Genomic DNA, 17,893 nt, shown 5'->3' on the forward strand with positions numbered 1-17,893 from the left:
CGGAATTGATAGCTAGAAGCTATCGAATGTCCGTGCGGGACGGGCGTACCCGGTCAGGAACGCTTTCCAAGCAGGCCACTGCCTATTTTCAGCACGTCGCCCAGCCCGAACTGGCCGTCGCCGTCCTGGTCCAACAGCCCACCCAGTCCGCCACCTGCCACGCCCGATGCCTGCGCCTCCTGCCCAAGCGCCTGGCTGAGCTGTCCGGCGTTGCCCTGCTGCGCGAAACGCTGGGCCAGGAACGACATGACGATCGGCGCCAGGATGGCCAGCAACTGGCTGGACTTGCCGCTGTCCAGACCGGTCTTCTGGCCCAGCACCTGTGCGGCCTGGGGGCTCTGCTCACCAAACACATGGCCCAGGATGCCGGCGCCATTGCCGGCATTGCCACCCGCGCCGCCCAGCACTGAACCCAGGATGCTGCCGATGTCGAAGCCGCCGCCCCCGGCCGGGGCGTCCGTGCCGCCGCCCAGATGATCGCGCTGCAATGCATTGAGCAGCGATTGGGCGCCTTGCGGACTGCTGGCGTTGTTGCCCATGGCGCCCATCAGCAAGGGGAGTGCGGTCTGGATGGCCTTGCTGGCCTGGCTGCTGTCCACGCCAAGCTGCTGGGATACCTGCTGCAATGCAGGACCCTGCTGCAGGTGCTGGAAGAGCGAAGCAGTGAGCGATTCGGTGTTCATTGAGGGCTCCTGGGACATGGGGTGGGGATCCGCCCGAGCATAACGCTGCCTGCACGAAAAGGATGCGAAGGGTTCACGCGGTCCCGGGATGCCGGGCAACGGGCTGCGAGCCGTCACCTCGGCGCCTCTCCGATCTCCAGCAGCAAGCGGTCGAAATCCGGCAGCAGCACGCGGTTGCCATGCCCGCTCAGATGGTCCTGGTCAAAGAACAGGGGCTGCTCTCCGTCCATCGCCGTGCAGGTGGTGGCCTGGCACAACAGTGGCAGCGGATCCCAGACATGCAGCGCAGGGTAACGGGCAGCCAGTTTGTCCAGCAGCGCCATCTGTGGCGCACGCAGTGCTTCCATTTCCGCGCGCGACACGCCGAGCCCGCCGGCGCAGGCCGGATTCATGCGATTGAAGGGGTCCGAGCAACGGTACGCCGCTGATTTGAACACCGGCATCGGGGCATCCATCACCACGTGTACCCCGAGCGCCTGCAGGCGCGACAACACCGCCTCTGCATCGGCCTCGGCCGCCGTCGCATCGGCCAGCGTGCGCGCCTCACGGAGCTGCCTGAAGACGACGGCGTCGCCGGCACTCCAGTCGAGCCCCCGCAATTCCTGCATGCGCAGCGAGGCCAACAGCACGATGTCACCGGGACGTGCCTCGCGCTCGATCTTCGCCAGTACCTGGTCGCGGTAGGCAATGCACTCGGCGCTGCTGGCACGCAGCAGGTTGGCGATGCCGCAACCACCGCGCTCGTCCATGCGCAGTTGCAGGTCGAACTGCCGTGCGGCCATGGTCACCATGGTCCGATAGGCTGCCGCGTGCGAATCACCGGCCACGAACAAGCTGCGCCCGGACAGCGAAGGTGCATCGATCGATTCCACCGGCATCCAGGCGGGATGGCGTTGCGCACGCCACATGTAGCCATCGCGCGTGGTGCTCAATGACAGGTGTTCGCTGTACTGGATGATGCCCCATGCACTGGCGCCCGAGGCGACAACCGCCGCCAGTGCCACCGCCAGCACCTTGCCTGGATGCCCGCGATGGCCCGCCCGGGCATGCCGGATGGGGCATTCCACCCAGTGGTAGGACGCACTGGCCAACGCCAGCAGCAACACCGGGTAGGCCCACAGCGCCATGCCCTGCATGCCGTAGGTCCAGCGCAGCAGCACCAGCACGGGCCAATGCCACAGATACAGCGAATACGACAGGCGGCCGATGTAGGCCAGCGGCGCCCAGCGCAGCAGCCGCAGCAGGGCATGCGGCCTGTCCTCGGGCGTGGAGGCGGCCGCTACGAGCAGCATCAGCGTGCCCACCACGGTGCCTGCCGCACCCGGGAACGGAAATGGCAGCTCCGGCGCGAAGGCGAATCCGACCAGCACCAGTGCCAGCCCGGGCATGGCCCAGCGCTGCCAATGTGCAGCCGCATCGCGCGTGGCCAGTTGCTGATAGAGCAGTGCACCTGCGGCCAGCTCCCACAGCCGCGCCGGCAACAGGTAGAACGCCTGGGTTGGTGAAGCCGTGGTCTGGTAAGCGGCCAGCGCCAATGATGCCAGCGCCAGTACCGGCAGCAGCCAGCGGGCCATCGCGTAGCGGTGCCGCCCACGCAACCAGGCAAAGAAGACCAGGGGGAACAGCAGGTAGAACTGCTCCTCCACGCCCAGTGTCCAGGTATGCAGGAAGGGGTTCAGGTCTGCGCCGGGCGAGAAGTAGTCACCGTCCTGCCAGGCCAGCACGATATTGCCGGCACCGACCAATGCCCCCAGGCCGGTCTGGTCGAACTGTTCGTTGCGCCATGCGCGCGGCATGAACAGTGCCGACAGCACGAAGGTGGCCATCAGCACCAGCAGCAGCGCGGGGAGCAGCCGCAGCACGCGACGTCGATAGAAGTCGAGCAGGTAGCTGGAAAGACGGTCGCTGGGCCGGGACGCCAGTGACTGGCTGATCACGAACCCGGAAACGACGAAGAACAGGTCTACGCCGGTGAAACCACCGGGCAGCAGGCTGCCGTTGGCATGGAAGACGATGACGGCGATGACGGCAAGCGCGCGCATGCCGTCGATGGCGCCGTTGTGGCGCGGCGTGGGATAGGACATGGACGAACCTGCGGCGGAGAGACCACAGGATCGAAAGCGGGTGCCTGGCCCGCAAGCGGCAAGTGCGACAGCATGGAATGCCGTTCTGCTGGTGGTGGGGTTGCCTGGCTGCACCTGGTCGGCGACGACCGTTGGTCGTCATGCCTTCCCCTGCCATGGTGACGGGCCTGGCCCGTCGCTACACCAGGGCTTTCAACCGGTACAGCGCTTCCAGCGCCTGGCGTGGGGTCAGCTCATCCGGATCCACCGCGGCCAATGCATCCAGTGCAGCGGTGTTGTGCGCGGCGAAAAGGCCGAACTGCTGCGGCGCATCCAGTGCCTGCGGCGCCACTGCGGCGGCCTGGCTCTCGCCACCGCGCTGTTCCAGCTCGGCCAGCCGACGTCGCGCCTGTGCCACCGTCGCGCGCGGCAAACCGGCCAGCGCCGCTACCTGCAGGCCGAAGCTGCGGTTGGCAGGGCCATCTTTCACTGCGTGCATGAACACCAGGCGTTCGCCGCCGTTCTTGTCGGTGTGTTCCACCGCATCCAGGTGCACGTTGGCGATGCCACTGCGGCCGCCTTCGTGCTGTTCGTCAGCCAATGCGGTCAGTTCGAAGTAATGGGTGGCGAACAAGGTGTAGCAGCGGTTCTGCCAGGCCAGGTGGCGTGCCACGGCGTCAGCCAGCGCCAGGCCATCGTAGGTCGACGTGCCACGGCCGATCTCGTCCATCAGCACCAGCGAATGTTCGGTGGCGTGGTGCAGGATGTAGCTGGTTTCGGCCATTTCCACCATGAAGGTGGATTGCCCGCGTGCCAGGTCGTCGCCAGCGCCGATGCGGGTCAGGATGCGATCGATCGGGCCGATCACCGCACGGCTGGCCGGTACGAAGCTGCCGATGTGCGCCAGCAGGACGATCAGCGCGTTCTGTCGCATGTAGGTTGATTTGCCGCCCATGTTCGGGCCGGTGATCACCAGCATGCGACGGTCCGGGTGCAGGTCCAGGTCGTTGGGTTCGAAAGGCTGTTCGCGCACGGCTTCCACCACCGGATGGCGGCCGCGTTCGATGTTCAGGCATGGCGCGGTATCCAGCTCCGGTCGCGACCAGTCCAGCGCCTGCGCGCGTTCGGCGAAGGCCGCCAGCACGTCCAGTTCGCTCAGTGCGGCAGCGCACTGCTTCAGTGGCTCCAGGCCGTCGCCCAGCGTATCCAGCAGTTCTTCGTACAACTGCTTTTCGCGCGACAGCGAGCGCTCGCGCGCGGACAGCACCTTGTCCTCGAATGCCTTCAGCTCCTCGGTGATGTAGCGTTCGGCATTGGTCAACGTCTGGCGGCGCGTGTAGTGCACCGGCGCGCGATCGGACTGGCCCTTGCTGATTTCAATGTAGTAACCATGCACGCGGTTGTAGCCGACCTTCAGCGTGGCGATACCACTGCTTTCGCGTTCGCGCTGTTCCAGATCGATCAGGAACTGGTCGGCATGCGTGGACAGCCGACGCAGTTCGTCCAGTTCTTCATCGAAGCCATCAGCCAGCACGCCACCGTCGCTGAGCTTCAGCGGTGGCATCTCGGCGATGGCGCTGGCCAGCAGGCGCGCGCAGTCGTCGTGCTCGCCAAGCAACTGGTGCAGTGCCTGCAGGCGCGGCGAGTCCAGCGGCCCGAGCACCTCGCGCACGGCCGGCAACAGGCCCAGCCCGTCGCGCAGGGTGGAGAAATCGCGCGGGCGTGCCGAACGCAACGCCACGCGGGTGAGGATGCGTTCCAGGTCGCCGAGGCGACGGAACTGCTCGCGGATATCGGCATCGGCGCCGCGGTCGATCAACGTAGCCACCGCATCATGGCGGTGCACCAGCACGTCGCGCAGGCGCAGCGGACGGTGCAGCCAGCGCCGCAGCAGGCGTCCGCCCATCGGCGTCACCGTGCTGTCCAGTACCCCCAGCAGGGTGTTGCGGGTGTCGCCGTCCACGCGCGTGTCCAGCTCCAGGTGGCGGCGGGTGGCGGCGTTCATTGCGATCGCTTCGCCTGCGTTTTCCATCGCGATGGCGGTCAGGTGAGGCAGCCGCTGTTTCTGGGTTTCTTCCACGTAACCCAGCAAGGCGCCGGCCGCGCCGATGGCGCGAGGTTTGTCATCCAGGCCGAAGCCGGTCAGGTCGTGCAGCTTGAAGAACGCCAGCAGCTGGCGGCGGCCGCTATCGGCATCGAACAGCCATGGTGCGCGACGACGCACGCCGTTGCGGTGGCGTAGGAACTCCGGCCAGCCTTCCTCGTCGGGGACCAGCAGTTCGGCCGGTTCCAGCCGCGCCAGCTCCGCCTCCAGCGCGTCATCGGTGTCCACTTCATTGACCAGGAAACGGCCGCCGGCCAGGTCCGCCCACGCCAGCCCATAGCCATTCTTGCTGCGCGACAGCGCCATCAGCAGGGTATCGCGGCGTTCGTCCAGCAGTGCCTCGTCGGTGACGGTGCCGGGGGTGACCACGCGTACCACCTTGCGTTCCACCAGGCCCTTGGCCAGGGCTGGATCACCGATCTGCTCGCAGATGGCCACCGATTCGCCCAGTGCCACCAGCCGCGCCAGATAGCCTTCATAGGCATGCACCGGCACGCCTGCCATTGGAATCGGCGCGCCCCCGGAGCTGCCGCGCTGGGTCAGGGTGATGTCCAGCAGCCGCGCAGCCTTGCGCGCGTCGTCATAGAACAGTTCGTAGAAATCCCCCATGCGGAAGAACAGCAGCAGGTCCGGGTAGTCGGACTTTGCGGCGAAGAACTGCTTCATGAGGGGCGTGTGCTCTGCACTGGCCTTGGATGCAGACGGTTTTGCTTTTGAATCAGTAGTTTGCAAGAGAACTTCCTACGGGTTGTAGCGATCGATCCGGGTCACTGACGGCTAGTAACGGGGTTCTTCGTTGCGCCGCAGTTGCGCTGGTCACTCAAAGGAGATCAAATCGATGTTGCGACGGACAGACGGCGGATCGACCATGGATACGGTTGTTGCGACGCAGGCAGGTGCCCCGCGCCGCCGAGACACCAAGTTTAAGCTGACCTACCGCCAAATCTGCGAACTGAGCGTGGCCAAGGGCCCGGTCGAAGGCAAGCCGGGCAGGGTGGTCATCGCCTCACCGCCGTCGGCAGACGCCGGGAAGCCTTACCGCGTCCTGGACGGCAATCAGGGGGCGCCAACGGGCTTTGGCTTCTACGTGGGCACCACCCGCACCACTTACGAAGTCGTGGTCCGAGGCCCGGCCGGGGTTCGTCGGTTCTCCCTGGGCAGCGTCACCGACATCGGTCCCGAGCAGGCCTACGGGTTGGCCAGGCAAAAGTTGGCCGTGGTCCGAGAGACGGGCGAGCATCCCTCTAAGGAAGAGGCCCGAGCCGAGCAGCTGGTTGAGCTGAAGGGGCTCACGCTGGCGGATTGCTTTGCGGCCTACGTTGATGACCTGCGGAAGCGTGTCCGCAACAAGAAAGCCAAGCCCGCCAGCATCCGGGCCATCCAGGACAGCTTGGCGCGGTTCGCTCGTCCGGAAGTGGGATTGGCGGACAGGCCGATTCTTCAGCTCTTGGACAAGGACATCCACCGTGCGTTCGACAGCCTGCGGCGATCGTCCATGGCGCGCTCTAACCGGATCCCCACCCCGATGCGCCAAGCCCTGGCTGATCAGCTGGATTGGGCCGCGCTTTCCACGCAAAAGCTCGAAGCGTTGGGTGTGACAGGGAAGTACGTCCAGCGAGTCAAAGCGGCCGGTTTGGCGTCGACCGAGCACGCGTTCACGGACGCCAAGAGAGCGGTCGACCTGGTGCTGAAGCGGGAACGCAAAGCGGCGGCTCAGCAGCAGCGGGAACCGGTACTGCGCTACAACCCGTTCCAGGTCATACACGACGACGACATGCTGCGGGACTCGCAAGCACTGCGCCGGCACTACGAGCGTGCTGAGGTGCGCAACGCGCTGGGTGACGAGACGCTGCCCACGGTCCTGAAGGTGATCTTGGCTCGGCGGGACGAGCAGGGCGGCTTGAACGCGACCGGCGCGGACTACTTGCTGCTGACCCTGCTCTGGGGCGCCCGATTGGCTCAGTTCAATATTGCAGTTGACCATGGTTACAGGGGGCAGAAATGCTGGAACGACTAAGGAAGTTGTGGGCTTCAAACAAGAATGGTTCCGAGGGATCGAAGGCCAGCGCCGAAGAGCCTATTCATGCAGAACTGGACACAGGTTTGGACACGGAAGAAGCGGAAGCACCACCCAGTGATCAGTTCCTGGATGATCAGCCCATCACCGATCGCTTGTCTGACCGGTTCAATCGGGCGCCGTTCGCGTCCCGGTTGGCTCATACACTGGCCCAGCGCGCCGATCCGTCCAGCATTGTCGTTGGCCTGTACGGCCCTTGGGGGGATGGGAAAACATCTGTCCTTGAAATGATGGGGGAGGCATTGAAGGAGTATCCGCGGGTCATTCTTGTACGCTTCAACCCGTGGCACTTTCAAAGCCAAGACGCCCTGCTGCGAGGGTTTTTCGCCACCCTTGCTGAGGCGATGGAGAAGTCCCTGCCTAACAAAAAAGAGATGGTGGGCGACCTTCTGAAGCAATACGGGGGGCTTCTCTCTCTCGCGAACGTGACCCTCGGAGGTGTGGTCCAGATCTCTGCGGGGGAGGCCGCAAAGAGTGTGGGCGAGTCGTTGTCCACTGTGAGTTTGGAAGAATTGCGCTTGCGAATAGATCGAATGCTGGGCCAATCGAAGCGCCGTTTGGTGGTTCTCGTTGACGATATCGATAGGCTGGATCGCGAAGAAACCCACGCCATCTTCAAGCTGGTCAAGCTGTCCGCCAGCTTCAAGCACACGTCGTACGTTCTGGCCTTCGACGATGACGTGGTTGCGGCGGCGTTGGGTGAACGCTACGGAGAGGGTGGGGCCAAGGGAGGCCGGGCGTTTCTAGAGAAGATCGTCCAAGTGCCGCTCAACCTTCCCCCGGCAGACACCAATAGCCTGCGATTGATCGCTTTGGAGGGGGTACAGAGGGCGGTTGATCAGACAGGGATCGTGCTCACCCAGAGTCAGGTGGACGCGTTCATTAGACACTTTGATGACGTTATTGCGCCAGCGCTTGGAACGCCGCGGAAAGCAAAGCTTCTTTCTAACGCTCTCCTGTTTGCCCTGCCTATTCTCAAGGGCGAGGTTAACACCGTGGATCTGATGCTCATCGAGGGGGTCCGGGTGATCTATCCTGGCCTGTACGCTGCAATTCGATCCAACCGCGACCTTTTTCTTAAGGGCGGGCGCGCGGGCGCGCGCGACGATCATCAGAAAAGAGAAGAGGATATCTCAGCTTTGCTGGAGAAATCGCTTCCTCACATGTCGGTCGAAGAGCGCGGCTGGACCCGTCGTCGGCTGCTGGAGCCGCTGTTCCCCAGGCTGGGAAATTCGATGTATGGCGGGGAGTGGGATTCGACCTGGGCGGCGGAGCAAAAGATCTGCGCGGGGGAGTACTTCCAGCGATACTTTGCTTACGGAGTGCCGCTGGGCGATGTGTCGGACAGGCTTATTGTGGAATTCATTAAGGCTGCTCCTGACCTGTCGGCCTCCGATTCGAGAGCGGCGCTCCAACGCTTCAGTGAAATGCAAGGTATGCCGCGTTTGGTGATGAGGCTTCGCCAGAGAAAGGAAACGATCGGAGCGTCTGAAGCGAAAGCGATAGCACTCACGTTTGCAAGGAATGGTGATCTTTTGCCGCGCGAGCGAGGCATGCTTACGCTGGTGGACACCCGAGCATCAGCGGCCATTCTCATCAGCGACATGCTTAAACAGTTGCAGATGGGTCCCGAGAGGCAGAGCGCGGCCGAACAGGTCATTCGTGAGGCTTCCTCAGTTGGATTCGCTTCCGAATGTCTGCGTTGGATTCATCACAACAATGATCGGCCCGAAGAGCGGAGGGTGCTTTCCGACGACGGCGATAAGGCGCTCTCTAGACTGGCTAGTAAGCGCATCGAGGTTGCCAGCGCCGAAGCGCCATTCTTCCTCACCGAACCCAAGGACGCCCCTACGCTCTATTGGCTATGGCGCCAAGAGACATCGGATGCACATGTGCAACAGGCGCTACGTGCCCAGTTGAAAACGTCGGCTGACCACGTGGATGCCTTCTTGGCGTGCTTCGTGGGAGAGTCTTGGGGAGTTGAGAGTGGGATTCCAAGGCCGGGAGATTTTGACCGGCGCCAATACGACTCCGTTTCCAAGCTTGTTGGCGCGGACTACATTGCTGCCAAGCTCAAGGAGCAGTATGGGGCTGAATTGGACAGCCCTGAGGAATATCCTGCTGAGGGAATGGATCAACCCCGCCGAGTCTCTCATCAGTTCATGAACGTACATATCTTCGTGACTCAGGAGAAAGGCTCGTCGAGCGGCAGCGACTCAGCTCATGCAAGCGAAGAATCCATGAAGTAGCTTGTTCGAGTCATGGCAGGGGCACATGGCCATGGACGGCAGCCCCGCAGCATTCGATCCAGGTTAGAAGATTGATTTTCTCATCGTACTGATGTTGCTCACGGATTCCATCGCGCTCATTCGGGTGCGATGGCACACAGGCGGCGAACATACGTGGGGTAGGCGCCCGACGTGGCGCTGACGATGACCACGTTGTCGTTGATGCGGCGCGTTCTATTGCCAGGTCCTGTGGTGCACGCCGGGTCATTGTAGAGGTCTAGGAAGACTGCTGACTTCCGGGCCACGGTTTCCATCCACGTCGGCACGATCGTGGCGCTGCTCGTACTGGAAATGATGATTGCGATCGAAAAACCTGCAAGGACTCGTGCCGAAAGGAGCCAAAAGTCTTTGTCGTCCAGTGGCTCCCAGGTCAGAAGCATTTTTGCTCCCGCCCAGAGCATTAGCGCCACGGTGGAAAGTGTGCTGACGACAATCGCCACCACTGACACGACCCGTAGCACAGACAGCGGCAGCAGCAACGCAATTGTCGTCGGGAAGTACGAGGGGTCTTGGCCGGTGGCCTCGTTCACCGCCATTCTGCTGATGCCCGTTGCAGCCGCCAGTGCCATCACGCTCGCGCCGGTCACCAACAGCTTCACAAGAGGAAGCTGGAGCTTCGGTATGACCCACAGGTATGCCTCGCGCAGAAAACCAAAGGCTAGAAGCCCGCTTGAAGCGTAGGTCAGGCACCCGGTCAGCAGTCCGCGAGGGGAGGCGTGAAAGCAGGCGATGGCCATCAGCAGAAGCGCTGAACCTCCGAAGTAGACCTTGATTGCCAACGACTGGCCTTCCCACCAAGCAGAAAAGCGTCGGTACCAGTTTGGGTCTTCCACAGCACCGGCCATCCATATCCCCCCTCTCTAATGAGAGAGGATCGTCTCGTGCTGCTGTCGCAGTGGGTGAGACTACCGATGCATCGAGGCGGTGGCCATTCACCAGCCATGACTACACCCGTCTGGTGCGCAGCTAGGGGCTGCAGCAGGGGGGCATTCCACGACTTCACACGCCATCTACGTCTTCTAACTTCAGCTGAAAGCCGATCATGGCTTTGACGAAAAGGCCGCTATATTCCAGATTCCCCAGACGAAGGAGGGAGTGGAATGTTAGTGACCAAGCGACATCTGATGACGGCACGTACTCTTGGCGTGGCGATCATCGCCACCTTGAGCCTGGGCGCCTGCGCCACCTATAAAGACGATTTTGCAACGATCAACTCACGGCTCGATCAACTCGATGTGAAGGTGCAGGGTGCAGCCCAGAGCGCTGAATCCGCCAATCAGTCTGCGCAGCAGGCCAACCAACGTCTGGATCAGATTGAAGGGCGTGTCCAACAGCTTGAAAAGGCGCCTCGCCGCACTCCGCGCGGCTAGCCGCTCTTGCACAGTTTGTGATGAACGTCTGAATCGGGGATCCAGTGGCCTTGAGGGGCCGCTGGTTTCCTTCAGCTCCGCCGTCTGCATTCCAAGGAACCGTCCCATCCGCACGTATACATCCCCTGTAATCCGGGCCGTCCATGCCGCGCTGGCAATGGCGCTGGTGTTCGCGAGCATCGGCGAGGCAAGCGCTGAGGAGGCCTCCACGCAACCGGCAGCCGCCGTCGATGAGCTTCCACAAGGCCAGGACGTGTCTTCGACGGTGATTGAACTCGCGGGCTGGGTTGTCGCAACGAAGGACAGCCAAGGCTATCCATTCGCGATCATGGACAAGGCCGCTGCACAGATTCTGGTATTCGGCGGCGACGGCCGGCTTCGCGGCGCGGTTCCGGGGCTGTTTGGCTCGGCGACCGGCGACCATACGGCCCCCGGCGTCGCCGGGCTCGCGCTTCGCGAGATTCCCGGCCGGGATCGCACGACCCCTGCGGGTCGCTTTGTGGGCGGTTTCGGCCCGTCAATCGACGCCGGACGCGTCCTGTGGGTGGACTACGAATCCGCAGTCTCCATCCACCCTACCGCGACTGGCGTCCCGTCCGAGAGACGCGCCGAACGGCTGGCATCACCTTCGCCGGACGACAACCGCGTCACGCACGGCTGCATCAACGTCTCGCCCGAGTTTTACAAGCAGATCATCAGTTCCACGTTCGAGCGCGGCGGGGTGTTCTACATCCTGCCGGAGAAGGCGTCGATAGCGGAGACGTTCCCTGAGTTCGCGCAAAGTCGGGCGGCTGAAGGCAATGATGGAAAAGGCACACGGCACGCTGGCAAGTGAAGTGAGCTTCGATGTCTTGCCTTGGTTTGCGCACGAGCAGGCCTGACAATTCAAGCCGAAGCGACTTCGTTCATCAACAGGGAACAGGGATGTTGACCATGCACCGCACGGCGGCTGTCCTCCTATTGGCGCTCTTCAGCGCTGGGACGCAAGCTGCGACCCTATGGAAGGGTACGAGCACCCACTCGGTTGCCAGTGGCTCTGGGGACGTTCTGGGCACGGGCGGCGCCGCCGTCACTTTGTTCGCCGAGTCGACGGGCGAGAACCCGTTCATCGGTGCGATCACCTCGCTGGAGGCTGGTCCCTTCCAAGGAAAGGAAGTGCGTCTGGCCAGCAAGCTGCGGGTCAATGATGGCGCCGGGATCGCGGCGCTCTGGGTTCGTGCGGACGGGCCCGAAGGAAGGTTGGCCTTCGCCAGCTCGGGGCGCGATCCTGTGCGCGCGGGTGACGGTTCACTCGCGCGGGAGCTTTTGCTCTACATTCCCGCCAGCACGATCAGCCTCAAGTTCGGGGTGACACTGAACAGTGCCGGGCATGTGGAGGTCGAGCACCTCATGCTGACGGCAGAGCCTGCGAAGTCGACCGGCGTCTCTGCCCATGACATGGTGGCGCATGCGCTTCCCCTCATTCGCGCCAATGCACTGAACGCGGGCAAGGTAAATTGGTCAGCTGAGGAAACTGCACTGCTGACGCCCGACCTGAAAGGCCTCCCCGCGCAGGAGGCATACGGCAGGATACGGCAGGTCCTGGATGCATTGGCAGATCGCCACAGCCGCCTTGAAACGCCCGAGGACGCTTTGGCCTATCGCCAGAGCGCGGCTGCCACCCGGCCCATCGAAGCCAGGCCGATGCAGGACATTGGCTACGTGCTGGTGCCTGGCCTGCGCGGCACCGATGCACGCGCCGGTGCGGCGTTCACCGCAGAGCTCTGCGAACGTATTGCCACGCTGGCACCGACCTCATCCAGAGGTTGGATCCTCGATCTTCGTCAGGACACCGGCGGCAACATGTGGCCCATGCTCAATGGACTGCATGCATTGCTGGGCGCCCGCGATGCAGGCGCATTCCGCGATCGGGACGGTGTCGTGACCCGCTGGCGCTCGCGGGCTACCCGTGCATGTGGCACGAATCTTTCCGATAGCCCCGTGGCCGTGCTGGTGGGCCCGAAGACGGCAAGCTCCGGCGAGGCGGTGGCCGTGGCGTTCAGGGCCCGCCACGGAACCCGATTCTTCGGGCAGACCACCGCGGGGCTTGCGACGTCCAACCGTGCCTTTGCGCTTCCCGACGGCGGTGTCCTTCGGTTGACGACCGCGGCAATGCTTGACCGTGATGGTGAGGCATACCCCCAAGGCATAACGCCGGAGAGCTTTGTGCCCAGTGATCAGGACGCCATTGAAACTGCCGCAGTATGGCTGCGCTCCATGCCCTGAAAGTTGGAAATGTCACTGATCTCTTCATTCTGAGCCGTGCGGAGATCGGTGGACCCGTATTGAGGTCTTGTCCGGTGTCCGTTTCTGGCCGAGGCTGTGCGAAAAACCCTGAGCCACGGTATAGACGGTCCCCGCGCCAATCAAAGAGAGAACAACGGACGGCAGGTTTGTGCTGAGCCCAAGCCCCTTAGCGAGGTCTACGGTGCGGCCACGGGTAGACCATTGTAGGAGAAGGGGCGGCCAGGCGAAGCGGATGGGATCGGATGATCCCGTATCGACATCCGTCAGTTGGACCGGTCGCCGGCCACGAGGGCCACTACGTGGTGCTGTGGCTTCGCCCTGCCCAATGCAAGGACGCTGTCTTCCCCACCGGATTGCGCACGATGGTTTATAAGGGTTTCTGGCGCGGCTCGGGGACCTTCTGCGCTGCGCCAGATCCAGGCCCGGTACCGACAGGCGCCGTAGCATTCAGAGCTAACCTACAGGGGGTGGTATGAATCGGCTTTACTCGATGATTGTTGTTGTCTTTGTGCTGTTGGCATGCGCAGGTTGCAGTACCAGGAAGAACGTTATCTATGCCAAGGACGATCGTGCAGAAGTGAGGTCGGGGTCGGCCTTCTTCATGGATAGATCGGGTGATCTCTATCCACCGGCTTCCGTTGAGGTGGATGCAGCTGGCATGAGGGGCGATGGCCTGGGCACGCAAGACGTCACGATGGAGAACGTGGCAACGCTCCGTGCGTATTTTGAAAGGGAATCCAAGGTGGGGTCCGGGAACTGGGCCGATTTCCTGAGAGCTACCGGCACTGTTTCCTCCGGGAGGTTTGAAAGCGATTGGCGCCTGGTTCAAGACAAGCTTCGCGACAACGTCGTGGCAGACTTCAACGCCCATGCTGACAAGGAAATCCTGCTGTTGGTTCATGGCTTCAACAACAACCATGGTGAAATCAATACATGGATGGAAAAATTTGTTGACGATGTTCATCGGGACCGCCCGGACGTCCATGTTGTTCAGATGTATTGGGACGGTCTGCGCGGAAACTTCGCGGGGATAGGCATCTGGGGAGAAGCGCAGTTCAATGGTCCACGTGTTGGCCATGGGTTGCGGCGCATCCTCAACAAGGTTGAGCCAAACGCACGATTGCGGATATTCACCCATAGCTCTGCTGCATTCGTCGTCACCAATGCCCTGGGAAATGGTGGAGGGAGCTATAAAGGGTTTTCGGGAAAAGGGAATGAGCTGGTTGGTGCACGGGCTGGCGCAACCAGGGGCGACTACCGAATTCCCACCAATCTGACCAACCTTCGTGTTGCGATGCTGGTCCCCGCCCAGCCGGTTACGGCGTTCAGCCACTTCAGGGATGAAAGCCCTGCCCAGAAGGATGAGAGCTATCAGGGTGTTGTTCCCTCTCGCTTGATCCTTGGAACCAGTAAAGGTGACGTGGCAACATCCAAATTCCTGTTGCCCTGCAATACCTTGGGCACAGGAAACACCTGTATGGCAGTCAGGCCAAAGCGTGCATGCGCGACGGTCAGACGTGACCTTGACCAAGGCGGTAAGCCTTCGCCTGTCTATCTCGTCAACTTTCCGAGACCTTGGCACTGGTACCACGCTCACGGCGTCAACAGCTACAAGAAGAGCGTCAAGCAATGGGATGAGTTGATGGCGCAGCTCTTCGAAGATGATCCTGTCGATCCCGTGGCGACGACCACATGGTGTAGAAAGTCTGCCTAGAAGCCGTTTGATGTTGCGCGCCGGGGCATGTTCCCTTGGCGCGCAGCATGTGTTCGAGGCGCTCCAGCGCCGGCGAACGCATGCCCCGCCTTATGCGGAAACGGGTCTAATCAAATGAATACGCGTCATTTCCTCCTAGATTAACGGCATGTGAACGTCAGTACTGACTTTCCATTTCGTTAACTTCCAAGGGGGAACTGATGACTTCACGCCATAAACGCCTGCGCCGTGCCGTACTTCCCTATGCATTGATCGGTGCGCTCAGCGTCATGGCCCCGGCATTCGCACAATCCAATGCCACGGGCACGATCTTCGGCCTCACCGGGGATCCCGATACCGCCGTCGTGGTGGAAAACACCCAGACCGGGCTGGTGCGGACGCTGCGTCCGGATGCGGAGGGACGTTACCGCGCTACCGCGTTGCCGGTGGGCCGCTACCGCGTATCGCTGCAACGTGACGGTGCCACCGTCGCCAGCCGCGACGAAGTCAACGTACTGCTTGGCGGCGGCAGCGAAGTCTCGTTCAGCGCCAGTGGCGCGCAGACTCTGGAGCGGGTGACGGTCACGGCCACGAGCGTGCCGCCGATCGACGTATCCCAGGTCGACTCGCGCCAGGTGTTTACCGCAGAGCAGATCGAGAAACTCTCCGTCGGCCGCGACATCGCCGCGCTCGCCCTGCTGACGCCCGGCGCCGTGGGCGGCGATTCCCGGTACCAGGGTGCGCGCGGTTTCAGCGACGTGGCTTCCTTCGGTGGCTCTTCTGCGTCGGAGAATGCGTATTACATCAATGGTTACGCGGTCACCAATCCGTACACCGCGCTGGGGGCGACCACCTTGCCGTTCGGTGGAATTTCGCAGTATCAAGCCATTACGGGCGGATATAGCGCGGAGTTCGGTCGCGCCACCGGCGGCGTGGTCAACATCATCACCCAGCGTGGCACCAACGAATGGAAGTTCGGTGGACAGGTGGTGTGGAATCCGGATACCGGCCGCGCCAAGCGCGAGATCATCTATTACCCGGAGGGAACATCCAGCCCGAATGCCGGCCGCATCTACCAGGATCGAGAGAAGCACTACGAGAACGAGTCGACCACCTATGCCGCATACGTAGGGGGACCGATAGTCAAGGATCGCCTGTTCTTCTATGCGGCTGGCGAGATCACAAGGCAGGACATCCAGGGGCTGTCGGTGGGCACCTCCGGCTGGAGCAGCGGCACCAACGGCCTGCAGACTTACGACTACAAGATCCCACGCTGGCTGGCCAAGATCGACTGGCAGATCAATGACTACAACCTGCTGGAATTGACCGCCATCTCCGACGTCACCAAGGACAAGGAACGCTATACCCGTTACAACTTCACTACCGGTGAGCGCGATCCGTCGACTGTCTCCGGTTACGACTACGAAGACGGAGGCGAGTTGTACATCGGCAAGTACACTGGCTACCTGACCGATTCGCTTACCTTGACGGCCCTGTACGGAAGGCAGAAGCAGGACCATCTGGTCACTCCGTTCGGCCTGAATCCGGATTCGAGCGCGGTGTATGTGACCGACGGGCGCAACATCGCCGATGAACAGAAGTTCCGCAACAGCCAGCAGGCGTTCTCCAGCGTGGCCTGGAACGACCAGTACGACAAGACCGATGGCTACCGGATCGATCTGGAATGGCGCCTGGGGGATCATGACATCCGCTTCGGCCTGGATTCGCAGGACCTGGAAGTGCGTCGTGGCTCGGCCTCCACCGGGCCCGGCTACTATTGGTCCTACAGCGGTGGAGCAGGTGCGGTTCCCGGCAGTCCGCTGGGAGGCGGCGCGGTGATTCCCGCCAGCGGCCAATATGTGACCCGCGTTTCGGCGCGCACTGGCGGCACCTTCCGCGTGGAGCAGTCCGCGCAATACATCGAAGACCGTTGGCAGGCCACCGACAACCTGCTGGTGTCGCTGGGCCTGCGCAACGAGCAGTTCACCAACTACGACAGCAACGGCGCCGCCTACATCAAGCAGCGCCACCAGTTGGCCCCCCGCCTGGGTGCAAGCTGGGACGTGTTCGGCGATGCATCGCTGAAGGTGTTCGCCAATGCGGGGCGCTACCACCTGGCGTTGCCCAACCGTACGGCCTACCGCCAGGCCGCGCCTTCGCTGAACACCAGCGAATACTTTGCGTTCACCGGCATCGATCCGGCCACCGGCGTGCCGCTTGGATTGACGCCGCTCGGCAATGGTCCGTTTTCACCCAACAACGAATACGGCCAGGCCAAGGATCCCAGCTCCATTGCCGCCAAGAACATCAAGGCGCATTACCAGGATGAGTACGTGCTGGGCTTCGAGAAACAGCTTTCCGACCGTTTCAGCGGCGGCGCGCGGTTCATCTACCGCGACCTGAAGAGCGCCATCGAGGACTTCTGCGACTTCCGCGCGGGCGTGGCATGGGCCGAAGCCAACGGCGTGGATCCGTTTGTTTCCGGAGGCATCCAGGACAGCTTCTACAGCTGCCGGCTGTTCAATCCGGGCGAGAGCAACACCTTCGTGATCACCGATGACAACGGCACGGTGACCAACGTACCGCTCACCGCCGGCCAGTTGGGATTCCCCAAGCTCAAGCGCCGCTACCTGGGCGTGGACCTGTTCCTGGAGCACAAGTTCGACGGCCAGTTCTATGGCAAGGTGGACTACACGTGGTCGCACAATTACGGCAACGCCGAGGGCCAGCTGAATTCCGACCTTGGACAATCCGATGTGTCGGCGACACAGACGTTCGACTTCCCGGAGCTGACCCTGGGGTCCAGTGGCAACCTGCCCAACGACCGTCGGCATTACCTGAAGGCGTTCGGCTATTACCAGATCAATCCACAATGGCAGGTTTCGGCGACGTTCACGGCAGCCTCCGGGCGACCCAAGAACAAGACTGGCCTGCTGCCTGAGTCCGTCGCTACGGACGATCCCTATTTCTACGATTACATCTACTACAACGGCCCCTACTATTTCTTCGTCGATGGCGAACCGTCGCCGCGCGGCAGCCACGGCAACCTGCCGTGGACGACCAAGATCGACCTCGGCCTGACCTGGCGCCCCACCTTTGCCGACGGCAAGCTGCAGATCCGTGGTGATGTCTTCAACGTGCTGGATCGCCAGACGGTGCAGAACCAACTGGACTATTACGAGTCGCCCAGCATCGGGACGGTGTACTCCCAGGCAAACCGGGTAGTGAGCTATCAGGCCCCGCGTTCGTACAGGTTCCAGGTCCGTTACGATTTCTGATGCGGGAATCGGCCCTGCCCACGTGGCGTGGGCAGGGCCGGTACATGGAGT

Annotated in this window: 11 protein-coding genes; 7 read left to right on the plus strand and 4 right to left on the minus strand. The window is 62.3% G+C overall.

What is annotated here, in order from left to right; genetic code table 11:
* Nucleotides 1–53 precede the first annotated feature (53 nt).
* The 3 genes from H4O11_RS00250 to mutS all read right to left on the minus strand — a co-directional run bounded on the left by H4O11_RS00250 (nt 54) and on the right by mutS (nt 5,516).
* Nucleotides 54–683 (minus strand): DUF937 domain-containing protein, encoded by a 630-nt coding sequence (locus H4O11_RS00250; protein WP_182337423.1) that lies wholly within the window; start codon nt 681–683, stop codon nt 54–56.
* A gap of 113 nt (nt 684–796) precedes the next feature.
* On the minus strand, nt 797–2,767 hold the full coding sequence (locus tag H4O11_RS00255; protein WP_182337424.1) for an acyltransferase family protein: 1,971 nt from the start codon (nt 2,765–2,767) through the stop codon (nt 797–799).
* A gap of 178 nt (nt 2,768–2,945) precedes the next feature.
* On the minus strand, nt 2,946–5,516 hold the full coding sequence (gene mutS / locus H4O11_RS00260) for a DNA mismatch repair protein MutS (protein WP_246333197.1): 2,571 nt from the start codon (nt 5,514–5,516) through the stop codon (nt 2,946–2,948).
* A gap of 202 nt (nt 5,517–5,718) precedes the next feature.
* On the opposite strand from mutS, the gene H4O11_RS00265 reads away from it, so the two are divergent.
* Nucleotides 5,719–6,867, plus strand: a complete 1,149-nt coding sequence (locus H4O11_RS00265; RefSeq protein ID WP_182337426.1) for a hypothetical protein — start codon at nt 5,719–5,721, stop codon at nt 6,865–6,867.
* Complete coding sequence (locus H4O11_RS00270; RefSeq protein ID WP_182337427.1) at nt 6,852–9,176, plus strand: KAP family P-loop NTPase fold protein; 2,325 nt, start codon at nt 6,852–6,854, stop codon at nt 9,174–9,176. The genes H4O11_RS00265 and H4O11_RS00270 overlap by 16 nt, the downstream gene beginning before the upstream one ends.
* A 116-nt stretch (nt 9,177–9,292) precedes the next feature.
* Here the strand turns inward: H4O11_RS00270 and H4O11_RS00275 are convergent, their stop codons facing one another.
* Complete coding sequence (locus H4O11_RS00275) at nt 9,293–10,048, minus strand: hypothetical protein (protein WP_182337428.1); 756 nt, start codon at nt 10,046–10,048, stop codon at nt 9,293–9,295.
* Nucleotides 10,049–10,315: 267 nt separating this feature from the next.
* On the opposite strand from H4O11_RS00275, the gene H4O11_RS00280 reads away from it, so the two are divergent.
* From H4O11_RS00280 to H4O11_RS00300, 5 genes are all read left to right on the plus strand, one after another.
* Entirely contained in the window at nt 10,316–10,585 is a 270-nt protein-coding gene (locus H4O11_RS00280; RefSeq protein WP_182337429.1) for a hypothetical protein, read from the plus strand.
* A gap of 157 nt (nt 10,586–10,742) precedes the next feature.
* Complete coding sequence (locus tag H4O11_RS00285) at nt 10,743–11,420, plus strand: L,D-transpeptidase (RefSeq protein WP_182337430.1); 678 nt, start codon at nt 10,743–10,745, stop codon at nt 11,418–11,420.
* 89 nt (nt 11,421–11,509) lie between these two features.
* On the plus strand, nt 11,510–12,850 hold the full coding sequence (locus H4O11_RS00290; RefSeq protein WP_182337431.1) for a S41 family peptidase: 1,341 nt from the start codon (nt 11,510–11,512) through the stop codon (nt 12,848–12,850).
* 511 nt (nt 12,851–13,361) lie between these two features.
* The gene (locus tag H4O11_RS00295) at nt 13,362–14,585 is read left to right on the plus strand and encodes a hypothetical protein (protein WP_220466537.1); all 1,224 of its coding nucleotides are present in this window, start codon (nt 13,362–13,364) and stop codon (nt 14,583–14,585) included.
* Nucleotides 14,586–14,785: 200 nt separating this feature from the next.
* Entirely contained in the window at nt 14,786–17,842 is a 3,057-nt protein-coding gene (locus H4O11_RS00300; RefSeq protein WP_182337433.1) for a TonB-dependent receptor, read from the plus strand.
* Nucleotides 17,843–17,893: the final 51 nt, after the last annotated feature.

Origin of the sequence: Stenotrophomonas tumulicola (genome assembly GCF_014117215.1) — a bacterium.
Classification (GTDB): Bacteria; Pseudomonadota; Gammaproteobacteria; order Xanthomonadales; family Xanthomonadaceae; genus Stenotrophomonas; species Stenotrophomonas tumulicola.

Excerpts from the sequence above, each read along its gene's own strand:
- H4O11_RS00265 (WP_182337426.1), top strand. The coding sequence starts at position 5,719 with ATGGATACGGTTGTTGCGACGCAGGCAGGTGCCCCGCGCCGCCGAGAC.
- H4O11_RS00295 (WP_220466537.1), top strand. The coding sequence starts at position 13,362 with ATGATTGTTGTTGTCTTTGTGCTGTTGGCATGCGCAGGTTGCAGTACC.
- H4O11_RS00250 (WP_182337423.1), bottom strand. The coding sequence starts at position 683 with ATGAACACCGAATCGCTCACTGCTTCGCTCTTCCAGCACCTGCAGCAG.
- mutS (WP_246333197.1), bottom strand. The coding sequence starts at position 5,516 with ATGAAGCAGTTCTTCGCCGCAAAGTCCGACTACCCGGACCTGCTGCTG.
- H4O11_RS00300 (WP_182337433.1), top strand. The coding sequence starts at position 14,786 with ATGACTTCACGCCATAAACGCCTGCGCCGTGCCGTACTTCCCTATGCA.
- H4O11_RS00280 (WP_182337429.1), top strand. The coding sequence starts at position 10,316 with ATGTTAGTGACCAAGCGACATCTGATGACGGCACGTACTCTTGGCGTG.
- H4O11_RS00285 (WP_182337430.1), top strand. The coding sequence starts at position 10,743 with ATGGCGCTGGTGTTCGCGAGCATCGGCGAGGCAAGCGCTGAGGAGGCC.
- H4O11_RS00270 (WP_182337427.1), top strand. The coding sequence starts at position 6,852 with ATGCTGGAACGACTAAGGAAGTTGTGGGCTTCAAACAAGAATGGTTCC.
- H4O11_RS00255 (WP_182337424.1), bottom strand. The coding sequence starts at position 2,767 with ATGTCCTATCCCACGCCGCGCCACAACGGCGCCATCGACGGCATGCGC.
- H4O11_RS00290 (WP_182337431.1), top strand. The coding sequence starts at position 11,510 with ATGTTGACCATGCACCGCACGGCGGCTGTCCTCCTATTGGCGCTCTTC.